Annotated in this window: 24 protein-coding genes; 6 read left to right on the top strand and 18 right to left on the bottom strand. The window is 62.8% G+C overall.

What is annotated here, in order from left to right; all coding sequences use genetic code 11:
- Window positions 1-37 precede the first annotated feature (37 nt).
- The 8 genes from hutG to ftsY form a co-directional block, all read right to left on the bottom strand.
- Window positions 38-976 carry a formimidoylglutamase gene (gene hutG, locus AAHB08_RS11200; protein WP_342058961.1) on the bottom strand — a complete coding sequence of 313 codons (939 nt, stop codon included), beginning with the start codon at window positions 974-976 and terminating at the stop codon, window positions 38-40.
- Window positions 969-2,204 (bottom strand): imidazolonepropionase, encoded by a 1,236-nt coding sequence (gene hutI / locus AAHB08_RS11205; RefSeq protein WP_247627414.1) that lies wholly within the window; start codon window positions 2,202-2,204, stop codon window positions 969-971. The genes hutG and hutI overlap by 8 nt, the downstream gene beginning before the upstream one ends.
- A gap of 155 nt (window positions 2,205-2,359) precedes the next feature.
- Window positions 2,360-3,064, bottom strand: a complete 705-nt coding sequence (hutC, locus tag AAHB08_RS11210) for a histidine utilization repressor (protein WP_106887812.1) — start codon at window positions 3,062-3,064, stop codon at window positions 2,360-2,362.
- 11 nt (window positions 3,065-3,075) lie between these two features.
- Window positions 3,076-3,735 carry a carbonate dehydratase gene (gene can / locus AAHB08_RS11215; protein ID WP_042076162.1) on the bottom strand — a complete coding sequence of 220 codons (660 nt, stop codon included), beginning with the start codon at window positions 3,733-3,735 and terminating at the stop codon, window positions 3,076-3,078.
- A gap of 208 nt (window positions 3,736-3,943) precedes the next feature.
- Window positions 3,944-4,798: an RNA polymerase sigma factor RpoH gene (gene rpoH, locus AAHB08_RS11220; RefSeq protein WP_025325421.1), complete on the bottom strand. Its 855-nt coding sequence runs from the start codon at window positions 4,796-4,798 to the stop codon at window positions 3,944-3,946.
- Window positions 4,799-5,262: 464 nt separating this feature from the next.
- On the bottom strand, window positions 5,263-6,216 hold the full coding sequence (gene ftsX, locus AAHB08_RS11225; RefSeq protein ID WP_005323432.1) for a permease-like cell division protein FtsX: 954 nt from the start codon (window positions 6,214-6,216) through the stop codon (window positions 5,263-5,265).
- A complete protein-coding gene (gene ftsE, locus AAHB08_RS11230) occupies window positions 6,216-6,887 on the bottom strand; it encodes a cell division ATP-binding protein FtsE (protein WP_342058962.1) in 672 nt (223 codons plus the stop codon). The genes ftsX and ftsE overlap by 1 nt, the downstream gene beginning before the upstream one ends.
- 130 nt (window positions 6,888-7,017) lie before the next feature.
- A complete protein-coding gene (ftsY, locus tag AAHB08_RS11235) occupies window positions 7,018-8,877 on the bottom strand; it encodes a signal recognition particle-docking protein FtsY (protein WP_342058963.1) in 1,860 nt (619 codons plus the stop codon).
- 110 nt (window positions 8,878-8,987) lie between these two features.
- Here ftsY and rsmD point away from each other — a divergent pair, with 110 nt between their 5' ends.
- Both rsmD and AAHB08_RS11245 read left to right on the top strand, forming a co-directional pair.
- A complete protein-coding gene (gene rsmD / locus AAHB08_RS11240) occupies window positions 8,988-9,617 on the top strand; it encodes a 16S rRNA (guanine(966)-N(2))-methyltransferase RsmD (RefSeq protein ID WP_202047781.1) in 630 nt (209 codons plus the stop codon).
- 116 nt (window positions 9,618-9,733) lie between these two features.
- The gene (locus AAHB08_RS11245) at window positions 9,734-10,048 is read left to right on the top strand and encodes a DUF1145 domain-containing protein (protein ID WP_202047782.1); all 315 of its coding nucleotides are present in this window, start codon (window positions 9,734-9,736) and stop codon (window positions 10,046-10,048) included.
- A 37-nt stretch (window positions 10,049-10,085) separates the two neighbouring features.
- Here the strand turns inward: AAHB08_RS11245 and AAHB08_RS11250 are convergent, their stop codons facing one another.
- Together AAHB08_RS11250 and fabR are read right to left on the bottom strand one after the other, a co-directional pair.
- Window positions 10,086-10,451 carry a YijD family membrane protein gene (locus AAHB08_RS11250; RefSeq protein WP_111910783.1) on the bottom strand — a complete coding sequence of 122 codons (366 nt, stop codon included), beginning with the start codon at window positions 10,449-10,451 and terminating at the stop codon, window positions 10,086-10,088.
- A gap of 19 nt (window positions 10,452-10,470) precedes the next feature.
- Complete coding sequence (gene fabR, locus AAHB08_RS11255; protein ID WP_025325415.1) at window positions 10,471-11,091, bottom strand: HTH-type transcriptional repressor FabR; 621 nt, start codon at window positions 11,089-11,091, stop codon at window positions 10,471-10,473.
- Between the two features lie 149 nt (window positions 11,092-11,240).
- Here fabR and AAHB08_RS11260 point away from each other — a divergent pair, with 149 nt between their 5' ends.
- A complete protein-coding gene (locus AAHB08_RS11260) occupies window positions 11,241-12,359 on the top strand; it encodes a fatty acid desaturase (protein ID WP_342058964.1) in 1,119 nt (372 codons plus the stop codon).
- Between the two features lie 473 nt (window positions 12,360-12,832).
- On the opposite strand, the gene AAHB08_RS11265 is transcribed toward AAHB08_RS11260, so the two are convergent.
- Complete coding sequence (locus tag AAHB08_RS11265; protein WP_342058978.1) at window positions 12,833-14,083, bottom strand: phospholipase D family protein; 1,251 nt, start codon at window positions 14,081-14,083, stop codon at window positions 12,833-12,835.
- 74 nt (window positions 14,084-14,157) lie between these two features.
- On the opposite strand from AAHB08_RS11265, the gene AAHB08_RS11270 reads away from it, so the two are divergent.
- On the top strand, window positions 14,158-14,319 hold the full coding sequence (locus AAHB08_RS11270; protein WP_342058965.1) for a hypothetical protein: 162 nt from the start codon (window positions 14,158-14,160) through the stop codon (window positions 14,317-14,319).
- Between the two features lie 4 nt (window positions 14,320-14,323).
- On the opposite strand, the gene AAHB08_RS11275 is transcribed toward AAHB08_RS11270, so the two are convergent.
- The 3 genes from AAHB08_RS11275 to tatA form a co-directional block, all read right to left on the bottom strand.
- On the bottom strand, window positions 14,324-15,784 hold the full coding sequence (locus AAHB08_RS11275) for a transglycosylase SLT domain-containing protein (RefSeq protein ID WP_202047785.1): 1,461 nt from the start codon (window positions 15,782-15,784) through the stop codon (window positions 14,324-14,326).
- Between the two features lie 228 nt (window positions 15,785-16,012).
- Entirely contained in the window at window positions 16,013-16,315 is a 303-nt protein-coding gene (locus AAHB08_RS11280) for a YfcZ/YiiS family protein (RefSeq protein WP_042650556.1), read from the bottom strand.
- 14 nt (window positions 16,316-16,329) lie between these two features.
- Window positions 16,330-16,491 (bottom strand): twin-arginine translocase TatA/TatE family subunit, encoded by a 162-nt coding sequence (gene tatA, locus AAHB08_RS11285; protein ID WP_005323446.1) that lies wholly within the window; start codon window positions 16,489-16,491, stop codon window positions 16,330-16,332.
- 281 nt (window positions 16,492-16,772) lie between these two features.
- Between tatA and AAHB08_RS11290 the strand changes: the two genes are divergently transcribed.
- Window positions 16,773-17,774, top strand: coding sequence for a LysR substrate-binding domain-containing protein (locus AAHB08_RS11290; protein WP_139439258.1), 1,002 nt, complete (start codon window positions 16,773-16,775; stop codon window positions 17,772-17,774).
- Window positions 17,775-17,804: 30 nt separating this feature from the next.
- On the opposite strand, the gene AAHB08_RS11295 is transcribed toward AAHB08_RS11290, so the two are convergent.
- Together AAHB08_RS11295 and AAHB08_RS11300 are read right to left on the bottom strand one after the other, a co-directional pair.
- Window positions 17,805-18,404: a YhgN family NAAT transporter gene (locus AAHB08_RS11295; protein WP_139439259.1), complete on the bottom strand. Its 600-nt coding sequence runs from the start codon at window positions 18,402-18,404 to the stop codon at window positions 17,805-17,807.
- Between the two features lie 108 nt (window positions 18,405-18,512).
- Window positions 18,513-18,758 (bottom strand): YecH family metal-binding protein, encoded by a 246-nt coding sequence (locus tag AAHB08_RS11300; RefSeq protein WP_342058966.1) that lies wholly within the window; start codon window positions 18,756-18,758, stop codon window positions 18,513-18,515.
- A 207-nt stretch (window positions 18,759-18,965) separates the two neighbouring features.
- On the opposite strand from AAHB08_RS11300, the gene AAHB08_RS11305 reads away from it, so the two are divergent.
- Window positions 18,966-20,249, top strand: a complete 1,284-nt coding sequence (locus AAHB08_RS11305) for a dicarboxylate/amino acid:cation symporter (RefSeq protein WP_162519302.1) — start codon at window positions 18,966-18,968, stop codon at window positions 20,247-20,249.
- 22 nt (window positions 20,250-20,271) lie between these two features.
- On the opposite strand, the gene AAHB08_RS11310 is transcribed toward AAHB08_RS11305, so the two are convergent.
- Both AAHB08_RS11310 and AAHB08_RS11315 read right to left on the bottom strand, forming a co-directional pair.
- Complete coding sequence (locus AAHB08_RS11310) at window positions 20,272-20,586, bottom strand: putative signal transducing protein (protein WP_342058967.1); 315 nt, start codon at window positions 20,584-20,586, stop codon at window positions 20,272-20,274.
- 80 nt (window positions 20,587-20,666) lie between these two features.
- Entirely contained in the window at window positions 20,667-21,569 is a 903-nt protein-coding gene (locus AAHB08_RS11315) for a LysR family transcriptional regulator (protein ID WP_342058968.1), read from the bottom strand.
- Between the last annotated feature and the right edge of the window lie 22 nt (window positions 21,570-21,591).

The raw sequence follows: 21,591 nt of genomic DNA on the forward strand, positions 1-21,591 counted from the left end.
CATGCGGGGGCACAGTGCCCCCTGGCGAGTCGGCCGGCTACTTGGTTAGTTGATGGACCAGCCGGGCGGCCACGCGGGCGCTGCGGTTGTCCAGATCCAGACTCGGGTTGTACTCGGCCAGATCGGCGAGCCTCAGCTTGCCGCTGGCCCGGATATGGGCGATCAGGGGTTCGATGACCGCCAGCTCCACGCCGCGGGCGGCGGGAGCACTCACTCCCGGCATCACCGCCGCCGGCAGCACGTCGAGATCGATGGTGAGGTAGAGGTGGTCGCAACGGGCGATAAAGGCATCCAGCCCGTTCAGAAGCTCGGGCAGTGCGGCCTGGGTCATGGCCTCGTCCAGCACATGCCAGACTCCCAGCGCCTCGGCGCGGGCAAAGAGCGCCGCCGTGTTGGCGGTCTCTGCCACCCCGAGGCAGGCGTAATGAAACGTTGTTCCCTGGGCGGCGCACTGCTCGGCAATCTGGAAGAAGGGGGTGCCGGAGCTTGCCTGCTCCAGCTTCATGCGCAGATCGAAGTGGGCATCGAAGTTGATGATGCCGACCCGGCCCTTGCCACCCAGATGGCGATTGAGGCCACTCCAGCTGCCAAACGCCACCTCGTGGCCGCCCCCCAGCACCAGGGGGAAGTGACCCAGATCCAGCGCACGGGCGACCCGCTCCGCCAGCCGGTCGTGGGCGGCATCGAGATCGCCGTCTTCGCAGGCCAGATCGCCGCCGTCATGGACGGGGGCGCTCAGATGCCAGGCGGTGTTGGCCAGCAGCTTGCGCACCGCCAGCGGGGCCGCGGCGGCGCCGACCCGCCCCTTGTTGCGGCGCACACCCTCGTCACAGGCAAAACCGAGCAGCACCACGCCGGGCTCGCTGTCGGCTTGCCAGGGTTGCACCTTGTCGTGCCAGCGCAGGGCCAGTTCACCATCTTCCGGATCCTGGCGCCCCTGCCAGAGCGACATGTCGGCCATGTTGAACTTATCCATGGAGCGTCTCCTCTCCGTTGAGCACCCGGCTGACCAGCTGATCGACCCCGATCAGGTAGCTGATCTCGGAGGGGTGGGCGCAATTCCAGATCAGAAAATCGGCCTGCATGCCTACTCTCAGCTGTCCCAGACGCTCCTGCTCCCCGAGCGCCCTGGCGGCGTGGCGGGTCACCCCGGCCATGGCCTCCACCGGCGTCAGGCCGAACAGGGTGCAGGCCATGTTCATGGCCATGCGCAGGGAGACGATGGGGGCCGTGCCCGGGTTGATGTCGGAGGAGACCGCCATGGGCACGCCCGCCTTGCGCAGGGCGGCGACCGGCGGCAGCTTGGTCTCCTTCAGGAAATAGAAGGCGGTAGGCAGCAAGGTGGCGACCACGCCACGGTGGGCCAGCGCCTGGATCCCGTCCTGATCCAGATACTCCAGGTGATCCACCGAGAGGGCGCCGAAGTTGGCGGCGAGGGTGCTGCCCCCCAGGTTGGAGAGCTGCTCCATGTGCCCCTTCACCGCGAGATTGTATTGATCCGCCGCCAGATAGACCTGCTCGGTCTGGGCCAGGGAGAAGCCGATGTGCTCGCAGAAGACGTCCACCGCATCCGCCAGACCCGCCTCGGCCGCCGCCGGGATGATCTCCTGGCAGATGGTCTCGACCCAGGAGTCGGGATCGTCGCGGTATTCCGGCGGCACCGCATGGGCCGCCAGCAGGGTGGTCTTGACCCGGATGGGCAGCGCCTCCCCCAGCCGGCGGGCGACCCGCAGCATCTTGAGCTCGTCCGCCAGGGTGAGGCCGTAGCCTGACTTGATCTCTACCGTGGTGACCCCTTCCCGGATCAGGGACTTGATCCTCGGCACCGCCAGCTCATAGAGCTGATCCTCGCTGGCGGCCCGGGTGGCCCGCACGGTGGAGAGGATGCCACCCCCCTTGCGGGCGATGTCGCTGTAGGGCACGCCCTGCTGGCGCAGCTCGAACTCCTCGGCCCGGCTGCCGGCAAAGATGAGGTGGGTGTGACAGTCGATGAGGCCAGGGGTCACCAGCCTGCCCTTCATGTCACGCCAGTGGGCGGGATGGGGCCCCTTGAGATCCTGCATGGGGACCAGGGCGTGGATCCTGCCTTCATGCACGCCGAGGGCATGGGGTTCCAGCAGACCGTAGTCCGCCAGATCGGAGCGCAGGGTGGCGGGTGTCACGTTGAGCCAGACCCGCTCGCAGTTCAACAGTTCCTTGTTCATACCGACCTCTAAATGTATATACAATAATTTATAGCCGATCTCTGACGAGAAAGAAAGGATCAAGTTCACATCTTGATAACAGCGGTTTCATTAGAGTTTAAGCACAAAAAAGCCCACCAAGGGGTGGGCTTTCAAAACAAGATATGTATATACAATTAAGTCAGTCGGGTCTTGGAGCTCAGCTTGTAGCGGGAGCCTGGCGAGAGCAGGCGGGCATAGGAGACCAGAAAGCCATCCGACCAGGTGCGGCGATGCAGCAGCAGGCAGGGGGTATCGACCCTCACCTGCAGCAAGCCCGCTTCGCCTGCGCTCGGCAGCACCGCCTCCACCACGTGCTCCATCTCGGAGAGGGGGCAGACTTCCATCAGGTAGCTGTTCGGCGTCTGCTTCGTGAAGTCCTGCTCGCCATAGCCAGGCAGGCGCTCGGCATCGACGAAACGCTCCTCCAGCTGCAGCGGCTCCCCATCGGCCTGATGGACGATGAGGCTGTGGAAGGTGGGCGCCCCGACCCGCAAACCCAGTCGCACCGCCACCTTCTCGTCGGCGGCCTGGCGCTGCAGACGGATAACCCGGGCGCTGTACTGGCTGCCCCGCTCGGCTATCTCGTCGGCGATGTTGCGAATGGCCAGCAGCGGCGACTCGGCACGCCTGTCCGCCACGAAGCTGCCGGATCCCGCGGTGCGATTGAGCCAGCCCTCGGCCACCAGTTCACGCAGCGCCTTGTTGACCGTCATCCGGCTCACGGCAAACTGCTCGCACAGGGCGGCCTCGGTCGGGATCCTGTCGCCCGCCTGATAGTGGCGCTCGCGGATCCCGTCCAGGATGTGCTGTTTGATCTGCAGATAGAGGGCGGGTGCCACCAATGGGTTCCTCAGCGACGACGGTGAGGCGGACGCATGTCCGGCCAGGCGCGGTAGACGTCCGGGATCTGGTCAGGGCCGCTGATGCAGAGATCGAGATCGTGCAGCAGACCGTCCTTGATGCCGTAGATCCAGCCGTGCACCGCCAGCTCCTGCCCCTTGCGCCAGGCATTCTGGATGATGGTGGTGTGGCAGACGTTGGCGACCTGTTCGGCCACGTTCAGCTCGCACAGGTAGTCGAAGCGCTCGTGCTCATCCTCGATGGCTTCGAGCTCTTCGCCGTACTTGAAATAGACATCCTTGATGTTGCGCAGCCAGTTGTCGATGAGGCCCAGCTCCTGGTTCTGCATCGCCGCCTTGACGCCGCCGCAGCCGTAGTGGCCGCAGACGATGATGTGCTTCACCTTGAGCACCTCCACCGCGTATTGCAGCACGGAGAGGCAGTTGAAATCGGTGTGTACCACCAGGTTGGCGACGTTGCGGTGGACGAAGACATCCCCCGGCAGCAGCCCCATCAGCTGGTTGGCGGGAACCCGGCTGTCGGAGCAGCCGATCCAGAGGTACTCGGGGGCCTGCTGGGCGGAGAGGGTAGCGAAGAAATTGGGATCTTCGGCCTTGATCCGTTCCGCCCACTCGCGGTTATTGGTAAACAGGTCGTTCAACAGTTTCACTTCTGCTCTCCCTAACTGTGGCAGTGGCGGCAACATACCATACACAAGGGTAACCAAGGCAAGGCCGACCAGATCCCGGTGAAACAAAAACAGGGCCATCAGGCCCTGTTTTCCACAAGAGAATGCCCTCAGGCATCCATGGCGTCTTTCAGCTTCTTGAGTGCGTTCTTCTCAGCTGACTCAGCTGACGCAGGCTCGGTGAATGCCCTCAGGCGGCCATCGCATCCTTCAGCTTCTTGAGCGCGTTCTTCTCAAGCTGACGCACACGCTCGGCGGACACACCGTAGTTGTCTGCCAGCTCCTGCAAGGTGGTCTTGCTCTCCTCATCCAGCCAGCGGGCGCGGATGATGTGCTGGCTGCGCTCGTCCAGAGTGGCCATGGCCGCGCTCAGGCGACGGGTGGCGTGGCTGTCCCAGTTGTCGTTCTCTATGGTGGCGGCCAGATCGGAAGACTTGTCTTCCAGATAATGGACGGGGGCGAAGCCGCCTTCATCCTCATCGTCACCGACCAGATCGAAGGCCTGATCGTAGTTGCTCATGCGCGCTTCCATCTCGGTGACGTCGGCGGCAGAGACCCCGAGATCCGCGGCAACGGCCTGCACCTCTTCGTGGTTCAGCCAGCCCAGACGCTTCTTGGACTTGCGCAGGTTGAAGAACAGCTTGCGCTGGGCCTTGGTGGTGGCCACCTTGACCATGCGCCAGTTGCGCAGCACATATTCGTGGATCTCGGCCTTGATCCAGTGCACGGCGAAGGAGACCAGACGCACGCCCACGCTCGGGTCGAAGCGCTTGACGGCTTTCATCAGGCCGATATTGCCTTCCTGCACCAGATCGGCCTGAGGCAGGCCATAGCCGGAGTAGCTCTTGGCCACGTGAACGACAAAACGCAGATGCGACATGACCAGCTGACGGGCAGCCTCGAGATCGCCACCCTGCTGCAAACGCATCGCCAGTTCACGCTCTTCCTCCGCGCTCAGCACGGGGATCGAGTTGACGGCCTGGATATAGCCTTCCAGACTACCTTGCGGAATCAGAGCCATAGTGCGTTGCAATGAAGTTCCCATGTTCTACCTCTTACTTTTCAATCGAATCAGTCTAACACCCTGAGAGGGTCTGTCTACTGACCGGGGGTCATTCTGCGGCCCATATCAAACATCAGTCAAACATCGGCCCCGGCATGAACCCGGCCTATCTTAGGCTGACGGGATGAATCATAAATGAACGGTCAAAAAAAAGGGGTCACAATGAAGGACCCCTGAAAAGTAGCATGCTAAGTCCATTGTTGCGGAGCTCGCAACCTTCACATGCTTGCCAAGTCAGACGAGCAAGGCAGAGGGGCCACACCCGTATACATTCTGTTGCACTAGATAGACTGTTTATAAATCAAAAGGTTCACAGGATCCAAATATGATCCTTGGCGCAGGCATCATTCAGATTACTCTGAGAAAGTGACCCGTGCCAGAAACGGGCCACTCTTTTACTTGATCCAGTTCGCAAAATCCAGCGCTTTAAAATGCTGATAAATTAATCAGGATGGTTCTATGTCACGAATGTGTCTGTGCACCGAGAACCAGGACGCAATCAGCCCCAGCAGCGCGCCGAGCAGTATCAGGTTGAAGCCGTCGAACGCCCCCATCCCCACCAGCCGGAAGTTGCTGTTGTAAAGCCCTGCCAGCTCCTTCACCACTCCCTCGCTCCAGATCACCATCACCTCGGTCAGCCACCAGGCCAGCATGCCGCCGATCACCCCGAACCAGATGCCGGTATAGAGGAAGGGACGGTGGATGAAGGCATCGGTCGCCCCCACCAGCTTGAGCACTTCGATCTCGGATCTCTGGTTGAGGATATTGAGCCTGAGGGTGTTGCCGACGATCAGCAGCACGGCGGAGAGCAGCAGTACCGCTATGCCGGTGATGGTGTGACGCAGCAGGTTCATGATCCCCTGCAGTCGGGTCAGCCACTGCAGATCCAGCTTGCCCTGCTCGATGCCGGGCTCGTTCTCCAGCTTGGCGAGCAGCTCGGCGGCCCCTTCCGGGTTCTGCCAGCGCGGATCCGGGATCACGCTCAACACAGGCGGCAGCGGGTTGCTGTCGAGGTAATCCAGGGCATCGCCGAAACCGGAGATCTCGCGGAACTCCTTGAGCGCCTCGTCCCGGTTCATATAAGTGACGGACTCCACCTCGGGATAGAGCAGGATCCGCTGCTTCATGTCGAGGATGCTCTGCTCCGGCAGATCCTTGCGCAGATAGAGGGAGATCTGGGAGCTGGTCTGCCAGCTCCCTTCCACCACCTCGGCGTTTTTCAGCAGCACGTGGAAGCAGGAGGGTAGCGCCAGACTGACCCCGAGCACCGCCAGCGTCATCAGGGAGGCGAGTGGATTGCGCCACAGCTCCCCCAGGCTGGCAAAGGCCTGACGCACGTGGTCCACACCGTACATCATCAGACGGCGAAGCGGCGGCTGTTTATGACGAACGATGGCCATCAGCTCTCCTCCTGCTCTTGGGAATACATGCGCCCTGCCTTCAGGGTCAGGGTGCGATAGCGCATCCGGGCGATCAGCCCCAGATCGTGAGTGGCAATCAGCACCGAGACCCCGAAGCGGTTGAACTCCTCGAACAGTCGCATGATGTCCATGGAGAGCTGGGGATCCAGGTTGCCGGTCGGCTCATCCGCCAGCAGCAGGGGCGGCTTGTTGACGATGGCCCGGGCGATGCCGACCCGCTGCTGTTCACCACCGGAGAGCATGCGCGGCTGGTAGCGCTCCTTGCCGAGCAGGCCGACCTTGTCCAGCGCCGCCGCCACCCGCTTGTTGATGTCGGCATGGCTGTAGCCATCGATCACCAGGGGCAGGGCCACGTTGTCGAACACGGTTCTGTCCATCAGCAGCCGGTGATCCTGAAAGATCATCCCGATCTGGCGGCGCACATAGGGGATCTGGTTGCGCTGGATATGGCTGACGTCATCGCCATGGAAGAAGACGCGACCATCGGTCGGCCGCTCCATCACGCTGATGAGCTTGAGGAGGGTACTCTTGCCCGCCCCCGAGTGGCCGGTCAGGAAGGCCATCTCCCCCTTGCGCAGGTGGAAGCTGACTTTCTGCAGCGCCTGATGGCCACCGCTGTATACCTTGCTGACCTTGTCAAAACGAATCATAACGGTTCCCTGACAGTGACAAACCCCGACCGGGATCGAGGTGGATCATACCCTGATAGTGACAAGCCCCGACCGGAGTCGGGGCTGGGACACTGCTCATCGCGGCTGAGCTGGCGCATCGCGGCCAGACTCATTCATCGCGACTGAACAACGCCTCGATAAAGTCGTTGGCGACGAAGGGACGCAGATCGTCGATCCCCTCGCCCACCCCGATGTAGCGGATCGGGATCTGGAACTTGTCGGCCACCGCGAAGATGACGCCGCCCTTGGCGGTCCCATCCAGCTTGGTGAGGGTGATGCCGGTCAGGCCCACTGCCTCGCTGAACAGCTTGGCCTGGCTCAGGGCGTTCTGGCCGGTGCCCGCATCCAGGGTCAGCATGATCTCGTGGGGTGCCTCTTCATCCAGCTTCTTCATCACCCGCACCACCTTCTTGAGCTCTTCCATCAGGTTGCTCTTGTTCTGCAGGCGACCGGCGGTATCGGCGATCAGCACATCGGCGCCACGGGAGCGGGCAGCTTCGATGGCGTCATAGATGACGGAGGCGGAGTCGGCACCGGTATGCTGGGCAATAACCGGAATGTTGTTGCGCTGACCCCACACCTGCAGTTGCTCGACCGCGGCGGCACGGAAGGTATCCCCCGCCGCCAGCATGACGCTCTTGCCCTCGGCCTGGAACTGCTTGGCCAGCTTGCCGATGGTGGTGGTCTTGCCGACGCCGTTCACGCCGACCATCAGGATCACATAGGGCTTCTTGCCGGTGTCGATCACCAGCGGCTGCTCGACCTTCGCCAGCATCTCGCCCATGTCCTGCTTGAGCAGGCCATAGAGCGCCTCGGCATCCTTGAGCTGCTTGCGATCCGCGTGCTGCACCAGGCCTTCGATGATGCGGCTGGTGGTATCCACGCCGAGATCGGCGGTCAGCAGCTGGGTCTCCAGCTCCTCGAACAGCTCGTCATCGATCTTCTTGCCACGGAACAGGCCGAAGAAACCGGAGCCGATATTCTCCCTGGTACGCACCAGGCTGCGCTTGAGGCGGGCAAAGAAGCCCTCCCGCTGCGGCTTCTCCTGGGTGTCGTCGTCCACCTTGGCGGCCAGCGGCAGGGCAGCCAGTGCGGCGGCTTCAGCTTCCATCTCGGCTACCAGACGCAGATCTTCCGCTCGCTGGGCCTCTTTGGCGATACGGGCCTCTTCCGCAGCCTGAGCTTCATCGGCGATACGAGCCTCTTCCGCGGCACGGGCTTCGGCAGCAATACGGGCCTCTTCCGCAGTCTGAGCCTCGGCGGCAATACGCGCCTCTTCCGTGGCGCGGGCTTCTGCAGCCATACGGGCCTCTTCCGCAGCCTGAGCTTCAGCGGCGATACGAGCCTCTTCCGCGGCACGGCCTTCGGCAGCGATACGGGCTTCTTCGGCGGCCTGCGCCTCGGCGGCAACACGGGCAGCTTCGGCAGCCTGCGCCTCGGCGGTAACACGGGCAGCTTCGGCAGCTTGCGCCTCAGCAGCAACACGGGCGGCTTCCGCAGCTTGCGCCTCGACGGCAACACGGGCGGCTTCCGCAGCTTGTGCTTCAGCGGCAATGCGTGCAGCTTCGGCGGCTTCCGCAGCTTGTGCCTCGGCGGCAACGCGAGCGGCTTCCGCAGCCTGCGCCTCGGCGGCAACACGGGCAGCTTCGGCGGCTTGCGCCTCGGCGGCAACGCGGGCAGCGTCGGCGGCCTCTGCCTCGGCGGTGATCAGCGCCTCATTGACGATGACGGGCTCGAGTTCGGAGGCAGGTTCCTCCACCACCAGGGGGCCTTCATCAGGGGTCGCCAGGGGCGCCTCGTGCAATACAGCAGGGGCCTCGGTCAGGGAAACATCAGCGACGGGAGCGGGGGCAACGGTGGCCTCGGACTCGGCGACAGCCGGGGTGGCGTCAGGGGCCTGTGATTGGACGGCCTCAGCCTCTTCTTTCTTGCGGCCGAAACCCAGCCAGGAAAACAAACCTTTTGCCATCTAAAAATACTCACATCAAAGGCTGACTGCTAAGATAGCCGTCCCTCGGCGGGTCGGCATAAAAATGAACCGCCTTATACTACCACTTTATTTTCTGACGACGAAACGCGATGCCCAGAGTGAAATCCAGCCGTAACAGCCCGAGCAAGAGCCCAGCCCCCCAGGGGCGAGCGGGCGTGGTAAGAATCATCAGCGGCCAGTGGAAGGGCCGAAAACTGCCGGTCAGGGATGTGGACGGACTCAGACCCACCACGGATCGCGTCAAGGAGACCATCTTCAACTGGCTGGCTCCCCATGTCCGCGGTGCCCGCTGCCTCGATCTGTTTGCCGGCAGCGGCGGCCTGGGGCTGGAGGCGCTGTCGCGCTACGCCGAGCAGGTGACCCTGGTCGAGATGGACAAGGGCGCCGCCGATCAGCTCAAGAAAAACCTGCTCACCCTGGGTTCAAGCCAGGGACAGGTGATCCAGGCCGATGCGGTAAGCTGGCTGCAAGGCCCGGCCACCCCCTTCGATCTGGTGTTCCTGGATCCGCCGTTTCGCCGTGAACTGCTGCCCCAGGTGTGCGAGTTGCTGGAGCAGCGTGGCTGGCTGGCACCGGACGCCCTCATCTATCTTGAACGGGAAAAGGAGATGAGCGATCTCCCCCTGCCTGCCAGCTGGCAACAGCTCAAGGACAAACAAGCGGGTCAGGTCTGCTACCAGCTCTATCTGCGGGACAGCAAGGATGACGCTGCGGTTTAAATGCCGGGTAGGTGCGGGAGCTGGGCGCTATGCCCCTCCCCGTCAACTTGGGCAACGACTCAAGGACAAGCAGGCCGGTCGGGTCTGCTATCAACTCTATGTACGGGAGATAAGCGATGAAGCGGGTGTTTAATCTATTGGCGATGGGCGTGCTGTTGTTCTTCTGGCTCGGCGTGGTGCTCGCCCTGCTGGGCACACTGCCGGGCAAACTGAACGGTTTTCTGCCGGTCTGCGGCGTCATAGTGATACTGATGCACTGGGTGCAGGCCAGCATGATCAAGGCCGCCTGCAAGCCCTACTTTGCCATCACCCGCCTCGAGTTCACCCAGGTGCTGATCTTCGGGGTGTTCGGCATGATGGAGATCCGCGCCAAGCTGCAGGCCATCATAGACGCCAGGCAGAGGGGAGAGAACCCGCCCCGGGCCGATTGACCCGGGACCGCCAGAGTGAATCTGAAGGAGTGACATGTCACTCCTTCACTTTTTTCCCCAGGCTGATGCCGAGCTTGATGGAGAGCACGGCGAGCAGCAGCAGCATGGCGATCAGGGAGAAGAAGTTGCTGCCAAGCTCGGGGTACTGCACCTTGAGCAGGGCCGTGTGCCCGAACGCCCCGATGAAGAAGCAGAGCAGGATGCAGCTGGGGGTATTGCCGACTATGGGCTCGTGGCGATAGTGCTGATAGAGCTGGTAGGCCGCCAGCAGCAGGGCGATCAGGGGGAAGAAGGAGAAGGGCACGACCGACTCGGTCAACACCGACAGGAAGGCATCACCGCAGATGCCGATGAGCAGGGCCAGCAACAGGGGCTTCTTCGGGATCGCGTTCGATTCATGCATGGGACTGTCCATCCTTGACTTAAGAGAGAGATTCGCGGCGCTTGCGGTTCTGCACCTCGGCGCCCATGGCGATCATCCGTAGCTGGCTGATGGTGCGCTCCGACAGGGCCCGGCACTCTTCGGGGGTCATGTCGAGGGCATCGGCACCGGCGCTGAAGACGATGGTGACCATGGCTTCGGCCTGGATGTAGGCCTCTTCCCGTGGCGCCTGCGTGGTCGCCTCCAGATAATCGGTCAGCTCGGCGATGAAGTGCTGGATCTCGCGGGCCACCGCCTGACGGAAGGCCGCCGAGGTGCCGGAACGCTCGCGCAGCAGCAGCCGGAAGATGTTCGGGTTGTTTTCGACGAATTCCATGAAGGTCTGCACCGAGGTGCTGATGACGCTGCCGCCACCGGCGATGCGCTGGCGCGCCTGGCGCATCAACTGGCGCAGGGTCAGGCCGCCCTCGTCCACCAGGGTCAGTCCCAGCTCTTCCATGTCGCGAAAATGGCGGTAGAAGGAGGTCGGCGCTATGCCCGCCTCCCTGGCCACTTCCCGCAGACTGAGGTTGGAGAAGCTGCGGTTGGCACAGAGTTGACTGAACGCCGCCTCGATCAGCGTACGCCGGGTCTTTTCTTTTTGTTGCGCGCGAATACCCACGAAAACAGTCACCTTGAGATTAGCGAGGCCAGATGATAACCCGAAGGCGGGGCCTGGATCAGGTTTGTCTCCGACTTTTTTACCATTGACCCGCATTCCGGCTCAATGGAGAATAGTGGACAGCTGTTCGCTGAATGGAGCCGAGTGAAATGGACCGCCCCCCGATCATCATGACCAACACCCTGCTGTTCGCCCTCTCCGGGCTGACGGCACTGATTGCGGTACCCTGGTACGGCCTGACCCACGGCTATGACCTCTGGCAGTGGGGCTGCTTCCTGCTGCTGTTCTGCTACTGCGGCATCTCCATCACCGCCGGTTATCACCGACTCTGGTCCCACAAGGCCTACAAGGCACACCCCGCCCTGCAATGGATCTTCGCCCTAGGCGGTGCCCTCGCCCTGCAGAACTCGGCCCTGCACTGGTCGTCCGATCACCGCCGCCACCACCGCCACGTGGATGACAATCAGAAGGATCCCTACAGCGCGGGCCGCGGCTTCTGGTACTCCCACATCGGCTGGATGCTGCGGGAATACCAGCGCGAGATCTACCACGACTACAGCAATGTGCGGGATCTGCAGAACAATGCCATCGTCGCCTTCCAGCACAGGCACTATCTGGCATTGACCCTGGCCACCAACATCGGCATCCCGCTGCTGCTCGGTCTGATCCATGGGGATCTGCTCGGCATGCTGCTGCTCGCCGGGGTGCTGCGCATGGTGATGACCCATCACACCACCTTCTTCATCAACTCCCTTGCCCATATCTGGGGCAGCCAGCCCTTCACCGATCGCAACAGCGCCCGGGACAACGGCATCCTGGCCTTCTTCACCTTCGGCGAGGGGTATCACAACTTCCACCACCTGTTCGAGAACGACTACCGCAACGGCATCCGCTGGTGGCAGTTCGATCCCACCAAGTGGCTGATCCGCACCGCCGCCTGGTGCGGGCTGGCCCGGGATCTCAGATCCTGTCCTGAGGAGCGGATCGAGCAGGCCAGGCTGGAGATGCAGCTCAAGCGAGCCCAGGCCAGACTGCACAAGCAGGATGACAGGGAGCTGTGGCAGGCGCTGCTGCAGGAGGAGTACGACAAGCTGAGCCTGCAGATCCAGCACTACTACGCCAGCCGCAAGCAGTTGCTGGAGCAGCGCAAGCGCAAGGCGCTGGCGCGCTACGACAGGCTCAAGCTGCAGCTGGAGTATCGCAACCTGCGGGATGGCTTCCTCGTTGCCAAGCGCAACTGGAGTCGCCTGCTGGCCGGTATCGCCTGAGAGACCGATCGCCAACCCCACTGCCCAAGACCGCCCGCTGGCGGTCTTTTCATGGGTGCCTGGCGATCCCCTGGCATAAAAAATGGGGCGACATTCGCATGTCACCCCCTCGCAAATAGCATGTTCCATATTGGGATCCGGCAATAACGGTGCTGATGCGCGTCACGGGTTTCCGCTCCCGATCCGCACTGCCGGCCAGAACACGCTGACCGACCCACTCCCTTGCTGCCTTCACCCACACGGCAGACCAGCCGCCGTGTTTGTCCTTGCAACCGAAATACTACGCAGTTAAATAAAATAAAAAACCGTTATATGCGGCCCCGTATGCAAGCCAGGGTGCTGTATCAGGCTGCGCCTGTCGACATAAAGTGATTAAAAACAATACGATAAAATCTCAATCCGGCTTTGGATGGCAAACGTTATCCTCTAAGGCGCACAAGGCTTTGCGAGATCTCGCACAAGCCGTGCTCCACTCACAGCCAGGGGCGCAGCGGCAGCCAGTCGCTCAGTCGCGCCAGCAGACGCCGCAGCGTCGAGGGCGCAACCACAGGATAGACCGCCGCCCGTTGCCAGCCGCAGAGCCAGTGCCGCAGCTCGGCACAGAGCGCCGGACAGCTCAGATGCAGCATCAGCTCGGTGTTGAGCATCAGGGAGCGGGGATCCAGATTGAAGCTGCCGAGCAGCGCCTCCTCCTCCCCCATCAGGATAAGCTTGGCGTGCAGGCTGTGCGCCTCATCCGACAGTTCGGCCAGCACTATGCCCTGCCGCTCCAGCCAGGGGCGGTGGCGCAGATAGGCGCCATACACCAGGGGCACATCTGTGCTGGCCAGGGAGTTGGTCAGGATCTCGATACCGACCCCCGCCTGGCGCTGCCGCTTGAGATGGCGGCGCAGGCTTCGGGTCAGGATCAGGTAAGGACTCACCAACCGCAGCGCCCCCCGGTTGCCCGCCAGCTTGCGTCCCAGCCGGGGCGCAGTGGTCGGTCGGGAGATAAGCCCCTTGCCGGGCCTGTCAAACCAGCACTCTCCGACCCCAGAATGCCAACGCAGGGGGAGAGGTGTTTCATCAAACAGGCTGGCGGGCAGATCGTAGACCATGGCCACTGCCGGGTCGGTCAGGGTCAGCAGGAAGTCGCTCACCGCGCGGATCTCGGCGGGCAGCAGGGGGCGCCGCAGCAGACGCCGGATGGGGTGGCTCCAGCGGCTGCGCCAGAACAGTTCGAAGCCCTGCTCGGCCTGGCGGCAGAGGGGGCCCCGGCAGATCAGATCCAGATCGACGAAGTGAGGGGGCGCACCCAGCCCGAAGTAAGGATCGCCGATGTTGCGACCCCCGATCACCGCCTCGTGGCCATCCACCAGCAGCAGCTTGTTGTGCATGCGGTGGTTGATGCGGCGAAAGCTGAGCAGGCCTTCCAGCAGCAGGGTCAGAGGACGCCAGCCCCTGAGCCAGAAGGGGTTGAACAGCCGTACCTCGATGCCGGGCTCTGCCGCCACCACCTCCAGGAATCGGTTGTCGCCGGCATAGAGATCGTCGATGAGCAGCTGGACCCGGACCCCGCGCCGCGCCGCATGGAGCAATTCGGACAGCAGCAGCTTGCCGCTGCTGTCCTCCTCCCAGCTGTAATACTGGGCCTGGATCCGGCTGCGGGCGCCGCGGATCAGCTGGCAGCGGGCCTTGAGGGCGGCACCGGGATCGTCGAGCAGGGCAAAGTCGGCGGGGATCAAGGTCATCTCCTTGTCATGAGACGGTGGCATAACCCAGACAACAGCCCCGATTGCGACGTGTCAAGGAGCCGATGATGGAAGTGCGCGACCACCCCTGTCTCAGCCAGAGACCCCAGGCCAGTCCGCCGGCCCCCACTCCCGCCAGACTGCTGACCCCCTGGTATCAGCAGCACAGGGATCAGGGCTGGGAAGCCTTCCCCTTTACCCCAGAGGATGGCCTGCCCGACCGGCACTGAGCACTCAGGGCTGCGCCGCCTCCATGGCCTCTGTCTTGCCCTCAAGCTGGGGCAGGCTGAAGCGGTAGGCCACGTAGTATTTGTAGATGGTGCCGACGTAGTTGATGGGGCCCTGGCCGACCTCGTTGGCCACCAGCTGCTCCACGTTGCCAAACCAGACGTTCGGATCCAGCCCCCTCTCCCTGGCCTTGGCCTGCAGCGCCTGCACCCGGTTCGGGCCCGCGTTGTAGGCCGCCAGGGCGAACAGGTGACGATTGACCCTGTCCATCCCGGGATCGTTGAAGTAGGTATCGAGAATGAGCCGCATGTAACGGCAGGCCGCCTCCACACTGCCCTCCAGGCTGGTGAGCCTGGCGCCGCGGATCCCCACCTCGCCCCCCGTGCTCGGCAGCAGTTGCATGATGCCGACGGCCCCGCGGTTGGAGCGGACATTGGGATTGAGTCCCGACTCCTTGTAGGCCAGCGCCGCCAGCATCAGCCAGTCGAGATCATATTTCTCGGCCTGGGTTTCCAGTACCTTGCGGATGGTCGACAGCCGCCCCAGGGGATCCGGCGCCAGTATGTTGCTCATCTTGTCACTCTGGGCCAGCAGGCGACGCAGTGTCATGTCGCTGTAGAGGGTGCGTTTGCTCGACTCGGAGATATAGGCGTTCACCGCCTTGAGCAGCTCGGGGCTGTTGTTGCGCAGTGCCCAGGCGCTGCGCCCCTTGTCCCGCAGCGGGATCAGCTTGTGGGCCTTGAGGCCCCCTATCATGTCGAGCCAGATCCGCCCCTTGAAGCTGTCGGTGACGGTCAGCGGTATGATGCCGGCCGCCACCATCTCCAGCAGATCCCCGTCCTGCAGGTACTCGGGCACTGTCTCTATGTAGACAGGGGGCAGCCCCAGCTCGCGGAACAGCCAGTTGAGCTGGTGCAGGCTCTCGTAATAGCTGGAGCTGGCCCGCACCCAGATCCGCCGGCCGGAGAGCTGGGTGATGCGGTTGAAACCCGTCAGCTCCCGCTGGCTCACCACCCACTCCTCGATGGGCGAGATGAGCGGCTGGGAGAAGGTAACCTGCTCGCGCCGGGTCGGCGTCACCGTCAGGTTGGCCGCCACCAGATCCCCCCGCCCCTCGGCGAGATAGTCCAGCAGCTTGTCCTGACGCACCGGGATATAGATGATCTTGAGCTTGAGCTTCTCCTTGGGGAGATAGGTCTGGTTAAGCCAGCGCTCGAAGCCTTGCAGCTGATTGACCAGGATGCCGTACTGGGCCCCCTTGTCGAAGAAGAAGAAGCCCCGTTCGTAGACCACCAGGGCCCTGAGCTCCTTCTGTTGCAGTATGTGTTCGAGATCCCCTGGTTGGGGCAGGAGCTTGGGCTTGACGTCCGCGGCACGCGAAGGGGCATCGCCAGGCGGGGAACCGGGATCCGCCGCCAGCAGGGGGAGAGAACAGAGGACCAGCAGGGCCCAAATCCATCGCATCATGAGGTAGCCACCTTCTGTTGGTCGACTCGCGCCTTGAGATTCTCGGCAGGACAAGGCCCGACACACGGGACTCATGACGGGGTGCCATCACTGCATCATGGCACTCTCCTGCCACGGAGCCACAGGTGCCGGACTGGCACGGGATAGTCCGCAGGATAACTCACTATACAACGGGTATGGCCGCCGGAGGGGCAATACGGCAGGCAAGCCTGCCGTCTCATCGGGGGCTCAGATAGAGCGGGCACGCATCTCGAAAATCAGCTTCTCGGCGGTGCAGGTGAATTGCAGGCGGGCCTTCAGGATCACGCCGTCGGCGCCCTGGGTCAGTTCGCTGTCGATCACGGCCTCGGCAGTCACCTGCTTGGCCAGCGCCTCATAGGCTGCGAGCTTGGCGCGAGCGTCGGCTTCTGCCGCAGCCTCGATCACCAGCTCCATCACATCGTCCCCTTCACCTATGATGGTGCCGATCTCGGCGAAACAGCCGCAGCTGTCGCAGGTTTCATTCAATTCCACTTTTTCGTCTACAGACATACTTCCACTCCTACTCATTTCGGATGTACTTCATCGTCACGCAAGGCTTTACGAAAATCCCTGATGGCGGTGCCCAGATCCTCACCGGCGCCGGCCAGGCGTTTGCTGCCAAACACCACGACGACGACCACCAGCAGGATCAACAGATGCCAGATATGAATTCCACCAAGTCCCATAGGGCGACTCCTGACAGATAGATACCCGTTGTTTGTATCAAAAGAAGGCGCAACGATTGTTGGGCAAAATCAAGGCAGGCGCAAGTTGGCAGGAAAATCGTCAAAAAACATAAAAAGATACGGCGACCCTTTGCCGCCGTATGAGTCGGTGCTACTTGTCCCCTCAACCGCTACATCCTGTACCAGTCGCCATGAAGGCGAGAGACAGGTCGAGCATAGGGTCGCCAAGATATGAAAACAAATGGTATAAATTCATCTAAGAATTGAAGAGGATTCATATCATGTTGCTGGAACAGCTCGGGCGCATAGATCTTAATTTGTTGATTATCCTGCAAGTCTTGCTGGAAGAGCGCAATGGCAGCCGGGCCGCCCGCCGTCTGCATCTGAGCCAGTCTGCCGTCAGCAAGGCCCTGGGTCGCCTACGGGAAACCTTCGACGATCCCCTGTTCGTCCGCTCCGCCTACGGGCTGGATCCCACCCCGCGCGCCCTCGATCTGCAGCAGCAGTTGCAACCCATACTGCTCTCCCTGGACAACCTGATCCAGCCCCCCGCCTTCGATCCCGCCAGCACAGAGCGGGAGTTCGTCATCGCCAGCATGGACAGCGCCTTCACCCTGTTCGCGCCGCTCTACCTGAGCGAGCTCAAGCGCCAGGCACCGGGGATCCGGCTGCGTTACGAGGAGTGGACAGAGCACAGCCTGACCGAGATGAGCCAGGGTCAGGTGGACATCGCCTTCACGGTGCGGGAGAACTGCATCAACTCGGATTTCAGGCTGGATACCCTGCCCAACGCCATCTGCCAGCGACTGCTCGCCATCGATGACCTCACCTGCCTGGTGCAGCGGGATCACCCGGCCCTGCGCGAACCCGAGTGGGATCTCCCCCGCTACCTGGCCTATCCCCATGTGCAGACCTATTGCGAGGGACGGGATCGCTGGATGCTGGATCACAAGCTGGCGGAGCAGGATCTCTACCGCCGTATCGAGGCGACCGTGCCCTCCTTCGAGGCGGCGCTGCGCATGGGCATGCACTCGGACATGATAGTGACCCTGTCACGGCTCTATGCCCGCCACGCCACCCAGGTCTATCCGCTGGTGCCGCTGCCGCTGCCCATCGCCCTGGACAGCATCTCCCACCTGCTCATCTGGCATCAGCGCCACGAGGAGGATCCGGGCCACCGCTGGCTGCGGGAGACCCTGCTCACCCTCATCATGGGCAAGCTGGAGACCCCAGGCGACCCGTCCCGCCAGGACGAGGCGCTGGCCGTCATGGACGCACAATAAGAAAGGGGCTGCCTGGCAGCCCCTTTCTTCTTACCCCTGGCCCGTCACCGCCAGATAGTGGTGCACCCCATCCAGCAGCATCTGCACCGAGATCATCACCAGCAGCATGCCCATCAGCCGCTCCACGGCGGTGAGTCCTCGCTCACCCAGCAGCTTGTTGAACAGCTCGTAGAACATCAGGATCACGGCGCTGGCGCCCCAGGCCATCAGCAGGGCCAGGGACCAGTCCGCCATCCGGGTCGGCTCCTGGTTCGCCAAAAGCAGCAGGGAGGCCAGTATGGAGGGGCCCGCTATCATGGGGATGGCCATGGGCACCAGGAAGGGCTCCTCCCCCGCCGCCAGCCCGGTCACGCCGCCGGGACTCGGGAAGATCATCTTGATGGCGATGAGGAACAAGATGATGCCCCCGGCGATGCTGACCGCCTCCTGGCGCAGGTTCAGGAAGCTCAGGATCTGCTGACCGGCAAACAGGAAGCCCAGCATGATGGCCAGGGAGAACAGCAGCTCGCGGATCATCACCTTGCGCCGCCGCTTGGGATCGACATGGCGCAGGATGGAGAGGAAGACCGGCAGGTTGCCCAGCGGATCCATGATCAGAAACAACATGACGGCAGCGGAGAAAGTATCCATACAGATTCCGGGCGTTGCCCAGGCCAAGCCTTTAACAGAGGAGGGAGAGGGCGAAATATAACAAAGGAGGCGGGATTCGGCGAGCGCCCTGGCGCGCTCGCCGCGGGATCAGCCGTGGTTGCAGATCTTGTCGGCCCGGGTCTGGAAGCCCTGCTCGGACTCGATGAACTTGCCGCGTCTGGCCAGCAAGTCGATCAGCTCCTCTGCATCCATCTCGCTCGCGCTGCAGGTATGGAAGCGGGCGTCGGCGCCAAAGCGCGCCTCAATCGCCTCCCTGAGGCTGGCCCGGGTAAAATGGCCCCCCTCTTCCAGCATCATCTCCATCACTTCGTGACCGTGTATCGACTGGGACATCTCAAGCCTCTTTAATCATCATGTCAGATGTCCATTAGAGCCTGAACCCAGGTCCCCGATCTTGATATAAGCCAACAAAACGCCTTTTTTAGCTCCCCCGGGCTGGCCGTGAGCCTCGCTTTGTCGATAATGTGGCAACCTGATCGGGGGATGGCTACACTAGCGCCCCCTTTGCCATCGCAGACAGAAAATAAGGACATTGGCGTCATGCTGTTCCATGGATTGGTCTTCAAGCCCTGGCGGATCTGGACCCGCCGCCCGCTCTGGTTGAAGACACTGCTCGGCATGCTGACCGGGATAGGTCTGGGGCTCTGCTTCAGCGAGCAGGCACTGCTGCTCAAGCCCATCGGCGTCCTGTTCGTGAACACCATACAGATGCTGATGGTGCCCCTCATCTTCTGCTCCGTCATCGCCGGCCTCACCGCCCTGCTCAAGGGCAAGACCCTGGACAGGATCGGCAGCAAGGCCATAGGTCTCTACCTCTGCTCCACCGCCGTCGCCATCTGCATCGGCCTGGTGATGGGCTGGCTGCTGGAGCCCGGCATGGGCGCCAACATGGGGCCCTACGAACGGACCGGGGTGATGGTGCAGCCGACCCTGGCCAGCGTGCTGAGCCATCTGGTGCCCCACAACCCGGTACAGGCCATGGTGGATGGCAAGATACTGCAGGTGATCGTCTTTGCGGTGGCCCTCGCCCTGGCCCTCAACGCCACCGGCCGGCGCGGCCGCCCCGCCATCCTGTTCTTCACCTCCCTGGCGGAGGGGATGTTCAAGCTGACCCAGATGGTGATGGCGCTGGCCCCCTATGGCGTCTGCGCCCTGATGGCCTGGATGACGGGCAAATACGGGGTGAGCCTGTTGCTCCCCCTGCTCAAGGTGATAGGCGCCGTCTACCTCGGCTGCCTGCTGCACGTGCTCGGGGTCTACAGCAGCCTGCTGATCCTGCTGGCCCGCCTCAATCCGCTGCACTACTTCAAGAGCATCGTCGACGCCCAGGCGGTGGCCTTCACCAGCAGCTCAAGCAGCAGCACCCTGCCCATCAGCCTGGCCTGCGCCGAGCGCAGGCTGGGGGTCTCCCCCGCCATCACCGCCAAGGTGCTGCCCATAGGCGCCACCATCAACATGGATGGCACCGCCCTCTATCAGGGGGTGACGGCGCTGTTCGTGGCCCAGGCATTCGGGGTGGATCTGCACGTGGTGGATTACCTGACCATCATCAGCATCGCCACCCTGGCCAGCATAGGCACGGCCGGAACGCCGGGCACCGGGCTGATGCTGCTGACCCTGACCCTGACCGCAGTGGGATTGCCGCTGGAAGGGGTGGCGCTCATCGCCGGAATAGACAGGATCCTCGACATGGCCCGTACCACGGTCAACGTCTCCGGCGACATCCTGGTGTCAGTGCTGATCGCCCGCAGCGAGAAGGAGCTGGATCTGGCGATCTATCACGATGCCAGTGCGGGTGAGGACATCGACTTCACCCTGCGCTGAGGGGCGGGAGAAGGGGGAGATCTCAGTGATCCTGGGGATCGTGATGGCAGCGCCAGCAGATATCGAAGTTGGCGCCGTTCTCCTCTCCGCACTGGCCGCACAGCCAGCCATTGCCCTGGCGCTGCTGGTAGCGCTCTATGATCCGGCCTGCCCGCTGACGATCCTGCTCGCTCACCATCAGGGTGACCTGCAGCAGATCCACGGACAACTCCCCCAGCGCCCCCGAGAGCCCCTCCCCGCTTAGCCGCACCCGCACCCCTTCGACTTCCAGTGCCCCTTTCAAGGCATGCGCCTCCAGCGAATGAGAGGCTCGATACAAATTAATCCACTGCTCCATAAATCCTCACCTCGCAACCCCTTGTCGATGCCCCGACGGCGCCAGCCACCGGACCATCACTCTCTATGGCCGCTTGCCGCTCACAGCAGGTTGTCGATGCCGTAAGCCGGGCCGTTGGCCACCAGAAAATCGATAAACACCCGCAACTTGCGCGGCATCAGCCGCCGCTCGGGAAACAACAGATAGATGGGCACCTTGGGCTGCTGCCAGTCCGGCAGCAGGGCCACCAGAGAGCCGTCGGCCAGCTCATCATGGCACAACATGGCGGGCAGGGAGGCGAGCCCCAGCCCGGCCTTCGCCGCCTCTCTGGCACAGGTGATGTTGTTGACCTGGAAGCGGGACGGCGGATCCACCAGCACCTCCCGGCCATCCCGTTCGAAACACCAGTGGGAGGCGAGAAAACCGCTGCTCACCGCGACCCGTTCATGGCGCACCAGATCCTCGGGCCGGGTGATGGCCGGGCTGCGCGCCAGATAATCCGGGCTGGCGCAGAGCAGGCGCCCCGTGCTCCACAGGCGCCGTGCCGCCAGGTTGGAGTCGCTCATGTCGCCGATCCGCACTATGGCATCCAGCCCCTCGCTGATGGGATCCACTATGCGGTTGGTCAGCTCCAGATCCACCCGCAGCCCCGGATAGGCTTGCAGAAAGTGGGCCGCCAGCCGGCCCACCACCAGCTGTCCCGTCTCGATGGGGACCGCCAGCTTGAGGGTGCCTGTCACCTCCTGCTGGCTGGCACTCAGCATCAGCTCGGCCTGGGCCAGCTCCTCCACCGCCTTGCTGCAGCGCAGGTAATACTGCTCCCCGGCTTCGGTCAGGGTGAGCTGGCGGGTGGAGCGATAGAGCAGCCGCACGCCGAGGTGCTGCTCCAGCTCGGCGATGCGGCGGCTCACCGTCGCCTTGGTCATGCCCAGCTCCTGGGCGGCGGCGGTGAAGGAGCCCTTGTCGACGATGCGCACCAGAATCAAGGCTGCGTTCAGGTCCATTGTCTCACCAGTGAAACTGTAT

The organism is Aeromonas sp. OTU364 (assembly GCF_038440395.1).
Taxonomy (GTDB): domain Bacteria; phylum Pseudomonadota; class Gammaproteobacteria; order Enterobacterales; family Aeromonadaceae; genus Aeromonas.